The following is a 5,000-nucleotide window of genomic DNA, read 5'->3' as shown; positions in this document are numbered from 1 at the left end:
GTACGGCGGAACACGTGAAATTCCGTCGGAATCCGGGAGGACCATCTCCCAAGGCTAAATACTACCTAGTGATCGATAGTGAACCAGTACCGTGAGGGAAAGGTGAAAAGCACCCCGGAAGGGGAGTGAAAGAGATCCTGAAACCGTGTGCCTACAAATAGTCAGAGCCCGTTAACGGGTGATGGCGTGCCTTTTGTAGAATGAACCGGCGAGTTACGATCCCGTGCGAGGTTAAGCTGAAGAGGCGGAGCCGTAGCGAAAGCGAGTCTGAATAGGGCGTTTAGTACGTGGTCGTAGACCCGAAACCAGGTGATCTACCCATGTCCAGGGTGAAGTTCAGGTAACACTGAATGGAGGCCCGAACCCACGCACGTTGAAAAGTGCGGGGATGAGGTGTGGGTAGCGGAGAAATTCCAATCGAACCTGGAGATAGCTGGTTCTCCCCGAAATAGCTTTAGGGCTAGCCTCAAGTGTGAGAGTCTTGGAGGTAGAGCACTGATTGGACTAGGGGTCCCCATCGGATTACCGAATTCAGTCAAACTCCGAATGCCAATGACTTATCCTTGGGAGTCAGACTGCGAGTGATAAGATCCGTAGTCAAAAGGGAAACAGCCCAGACCGCCAGCTAAGGTCCCAAAGTGTGTATTAAGTGGAAAAGGATGTGGAGTTGCTTAGACAACTAGGATGTTGGCTTAGAAGCAGCCACCATTTAAAGAGTGCGTAATAGCTCACTAGTCGAGTGACTCTGCGCCGAAAATGTACCGGGGCTAAATACACCACCGAAGCTGCGGATTGATACCTATGGTATCAGTGGTAGGGGAGCGTTCTAAGTGCTGTGAAGTCAGATCGTAAGGACTGGTGGAGCGCTTAGAAGTGAGAATGCCGGTATGAGTAGCGAAAGACGGGTGAGAATCCCGTCCACCGAATGCCTAAGGTTTCCTGAGGAAGGCTCGTCCGCTCAGGGTTAGTCAGGACCTAAGCCGAGGCCGACAGGCGTAGGCGATGGACAACAGGTTGATATTCCTGTACCACCTCTTTATCGTTTGAGCAATGGAGGGACGCAGAAGGATAGAAGAAGCGTGCGATTGGTTGTGCACGTCCAAGCAGTTAGGCTGGTAAGTAGGCAAATCCGCTTACCGCGAAGGCTGAGCTGTGATGGGGAAGCTCCTTATGGAGCGAAGTCTTTGATTCCCCGCTGCCAAGAAAAGCTTCTAGCGAGATAAAAGGTGCCTGTACCGCAAACCGACACAGGTAGGCGAGGAGAGAATCCTAAGGTGAGCGAGAGAACTCTGGTTAAGGAACTCGGCAAAATGACCCCGTAACTTCGGGAGAAGGGGTGCTTTCTTAACGGAAAGCCGCAGTGAATAGGCCCAAGCGACTGTTTAGCAAAAACACAGGTCTCTGCGAAGCCGTAAGGCGAAGTATAGGGGCTGACACCTGCCCGGTGCTGGAAGGTTAAGGAGAGGGGTTAGCGCAAGCGAAGCTCTGAACTGAAGCCCCAGTAAACGGCGGCCGTAACTATAACGGTCCTAAGGTAGCGAAATTCCTTGTCGGGTAAGTTCCGACCCGCACGAAAGGTGTAACGATTTGGGCACTGTCTCAACCAGAGACTCGGTGAAATTATAGTACCTGTGAAGATGCAGGTTACCCGCGACAGGACGGAAAGACCCCGTGGAGCTTTACTGTAGCCTGATATTGAATTTTGGTACAGCTTGTACAGGATAGGCGGGAGCCTTTGAAGCCGGAGCGCTAGCTTCGGTGGAGGCGCTGGTGGGATACCGCCCTGGCTGTATTGAAATTCTAACCTACGGGTCTTATCGACCCGGGAGACAGTGTCAGGTGGGCAGTTTGACTGGGGCGGTCGCCTCCTAAAAAGTAACGGAGGCGCCCAAAGGTTCCCTCAGAATGGTTGGAAATCATTCGTAGAGTGCAAAGGCATAAGGGAGCTTGACTGCGAGACCTACAAGTCGAGCAGGGACGAAAGTCGGGCTTAGTGATCCGGTGGTTCCGCATGGAAGGGCCATCGCTCAACGGATAAAAGCTACCCCGGGGATAACAGGCTTATCTCCCCCAAGAGTCCACATCGACGGGGAGGTTTGGCACCTCGATGTCGGCTCATCGCATCCTGGGGCTGTAGTCGGTCCCAAGGGTTGGGCTGTTCGCCCATTAAAGCGGTACGCGAGCTGGGTTCAGAACGTCGTGAGACAGTTCGGTCCCTATCCGTCGTGGGCGTAGGAAATTTGAGAGGAGCTGTCCTTAGTACGAGAGGACCGGGATGGACGCACCGCTGGTGTACCAGTTGTTCTGCCAAGGGCATAGCTGGGTAGCTATGTGCGGAAGGGATAAGTGCTGAAAGCATCTAAGCATGAAGCCCCCCTCAAGATGAGATTTCCCATAGCGTAAGCTAGTAAGATCCCTGAAAGATGATCAGGTTGATAGGTTCGAGGTGGAAGCATGGTGACATGTGGAGCTGACGAATACTAATAGATCGAGGACTTAACCATATAATATGAAGCAAATGTTATCTAGTTTTGAAGGAATATACCTTCATAAGTCTGGTAATGATGGCAGAGAGGTCACACCCGTTCCCATACCGAACACGGAAGTTAAGCTCTCTAGCGCCGATGGTAGTTGGGACCTTGTCCCTGTGAGAGTAGGACGTTGCCAGGCAATCTGAGACGAGTCAGTATGACTCGTCTTTTTTGTGCTTTCATCCTGCATTAAAGAGCAGTAAGACCTACACTGATGGAAGCTTCACGTTGTATTCTATGATGTATATAATACCTGCGGGGGAAATATCGGCATCTCCAAGCTTTAATAGAGCTGTGCATGCATGTTACTATAAATAGACGGAATATTCTTTGATAAAGGGGTGTTAATTTGCTAGGTGAATTAGAATTAGTAATTGATGCTAAGGCTACTCTTGGAGAAGGGCCTTGCTGGGATAGTAAAAAGCAGTTACTATATTGGGTTGATATCTTAGAGAAGAAGGTTCATATCTATAATCCTATTACAAATAAAAATAAGGAAATCTTTGTTGGACAGATGGTAGGGTCAGTGGTTCCTAGGGAATCTGGTAACATGATCCTTGCTTTAGAGAATGGCTTTCATTCATTAAATCCTGATACGGAAGAACTACAGGCTATTTATGATCCAGAAAGCCATTTACAAGACAATCGCTTTAATGATGGGAAGTGCGATCCAGCAGGTCGCTTTTGGGCAGGTACTACAGACTCAGTTGGTATAAGTGGAGAGGGAGCTCTTTACTGCTTAGATACCGATTTAACTGTCAAAAAGAAATTAGAACAAGTGAGTACTTCTAATGGTTTAGCGTGGTCACCCAATCATAAATACATGTATTTCATTGATACACCTACAAGAAAAGTAGTTCGTTTTGATTATGATGTCCATACAGGTCATATTACAAACCCACAAGATGTTATTGTCATATCAAAAGAGGAAGGACTTCCTGATGGGATGACAATTGATGAAGAAGGTATGCTATGGATTGCTCACTGGGGAGGTTCTAAAGTATCGAGGTGGAACCCTGTAAATGGAGAACAGTTGCTAACTATTCCTATACCCGCTTTATATGTGACCTCTTGTACATTTGGTGGAAGTGACTTAAATGAGTTATATGTTTCAACGGCAAGAATGCATAGTACAGATTCGAGTGCTGGTGGAGTATTTCGAATAAAAATGAACATAAGAGGATGTCCTACATATCAATTTAATGGATGAATTTATCAAACTTACCAAGAAAGTAGTTTGGATATTGGAAAATGTACGACTTCGAGAGGTTAAAATAGCAGATGTAAAAAAATCCCGCTCACTTTGTAGACGACTGGATGAGGAGATGGAATTTATGATGTTAGAGCCAAATGAGCGAAACATTACTGTCGATGAACAAGGGAAACAATAGTGAAAATACGTAAACATTTTCATGAAATTTGGAATTTCCCCTATTGTTCCCTCGGAAATATTTTTTCTTATTCAGCTTGCATCGCCTTCAATAGCGCAGCCAGTTTATTGATTGTATTCCAGTTGCGTGTTGTTGCTGTATTTCCGAGTTTCTGTAGATTCTTTGCCAACTTGGAATCCAGCATGCTTTGACGGAACAAGAAGTAAATTTCACGTCCATGCATATAGTATTCATCATTATCACGTTCGCTGTTCGATAGCAGCTCGGCCACCTTTTGTTGAGGCTCTTCAGTCAAAATGGAAACATGAACACTTTCTCCTTTAGCCAAGGGTACATCTGTATATGGGCAATGCTCAATGATACTCTCAAATTCTGTGGATGTTCTTAAGACAACGGTGATTGAAATTCCAAAAGCTGTTTTAATTTCATTCTCAATTCGGAAGCACAATGATTCTATATCCTCCGCTGATTCAAATAGGACATTGCCAGTTTGAATATATGTTTGTACTCGGTTGAGACCCATCGTTTCTAACATATGCCTCAATTCAGCCATTTTAATCTTATTATGTCCGCTTACGTTAATGCCTCGCAACAGAGCGATATAAATTGCCATTCTGTCACCTTCAGTCTTTTTGTTTTATATTGCAACTAACAAATTCGTTACCTTGAAGAGGGATTCCTTTTTATATTGGGAAAAGCTCTGTGTAGTAAGTAATTAGAATTACGAAATTTATTCAACTATATATCTGGAATAGTCTATTAAAATATAAAAAATCCTATATTTAAAGGTTACTGTTGTTTTTAACTTTTTTGAATGTAGATTTGGATGAAATCTATTACTTAACAATTGTAATTGAAACGGATGTGAAATACATATGAGAGGCATTTTTATGCTAATAATAGCGATTATGCTATGGGGAATTGCTATTGCTCCAACAAAGTGGGCATTGCATTCATTCCCGCCTTTTATTTTACTTTTTTTACGCTTATCTTTAGCTGGCTGCTTATTCTTTCCTTTCTATTGGTCGGAAGTAAGACGAAGTTATATCCCGTGGAAAAGAATTATAATTTTATCTTT

Annotated in this window: 4 protein-coding genes and 2 rRNA genes (2 of these 6 running past the window's edge); 5 read left to right on the top strand and 1 reads right to left on the bottom strand. The window is 45.0% G+C overall.

Translation table 11 applies throughout. From position 1 onward, the window contains the following. From AB1279_RS22720 to AB1279_RS22705, 4 genes are all read left to right on the top strand, one after another. Positions 1-2,504, top strand: a 23S ribosomal RNA gene (locus AB1279_RS22720); it begins 418 nt to the left of the window's first position. Between the two features lie 50 nt (positions 2,505-2,554). Then, a 5S ribosomal RNA gene (gene rrf, locus AB1279_RS22715) occupies positions 2,555-2,670 on the top strand. A 210-nt stretch (positions 2,671-2,880) separates the two neighbouring features. Next, positions 2,881-3,741 (top strand): SMP-30/gluconolactonase/LRE family protein, encoded by an 861-nt coding sequence (locus AB1279_RS22710; protein ID WP_429761103.1) that lies wholly within the window; start codon positions 2,881-2,883, stop codon positions 3,739-3,741. Between the two features lie 34 nt (positions 3,742-3,775). After that, positions 3,776-3,922 carry a hypothetical protein gene (locus AB1279_RS22705; protein ID WP_429761102.1) on the top strand — a complete coding sequence of 49 codons (147 nt, stop codon included), beginning with the start codon at positions 3,776-3,778 and terminating at the stop codon, positions 3,920-3,922. A gap of 67 nt (positions 3,923-3,989) precedes the next feature. On the opposite strand, the gene AB1279_RS22700 is transcribed toward AB1279_RS22705, so the two are convergent. Continuing rightward, positions 3,990-4,535 carry a DUF1697 domain-containing protein gene (locus AB1279_RS22700; RefSeq protein WP_429761100.1) on the bottom strand — a complete coding sequence of 182 codons (546 nt, stop codon included), beginning with the start codon at positions 4,533-4,535 and terminating at the stop codon, positions 3,990-3,992. Positions 4,536-4,797: 262 nt separating this feature from the next. On the opposite strand from AB1279_RS22700, the gene AB1279_RS22695 reads away from it, so the two are divergent. Next, positions 4,798-5,000 carry the 5' end (the start) of a DMT family transporter gene (locus AB1279_RS22695; protein ID WP_429761098.1) on the top strand. It continues 694 nt past the right edge of the window, so 203 of the gene's 897 nt are visible here — the first part of the coding sequence; its start codon is at positions 4,798-4,800; its stop codon lies off the right edge, out of view.

Origin of the sequence: Bacillus sp. S14(2024), assembly GCF_050473785.1 — a bacterium.
Classification (GTDB): domain Bacteria; phylum Bacillota; class Bacilli; order Bacillales; family Bacillaceae_G; genus Bacillus_A; species Bacillus_A yunxiaonensis.
The sequence above is the reverse complement of the archived record's forward strand: the minus strand, read 5'-3'. Positions and strand labels throughout refer to the sequence as shown.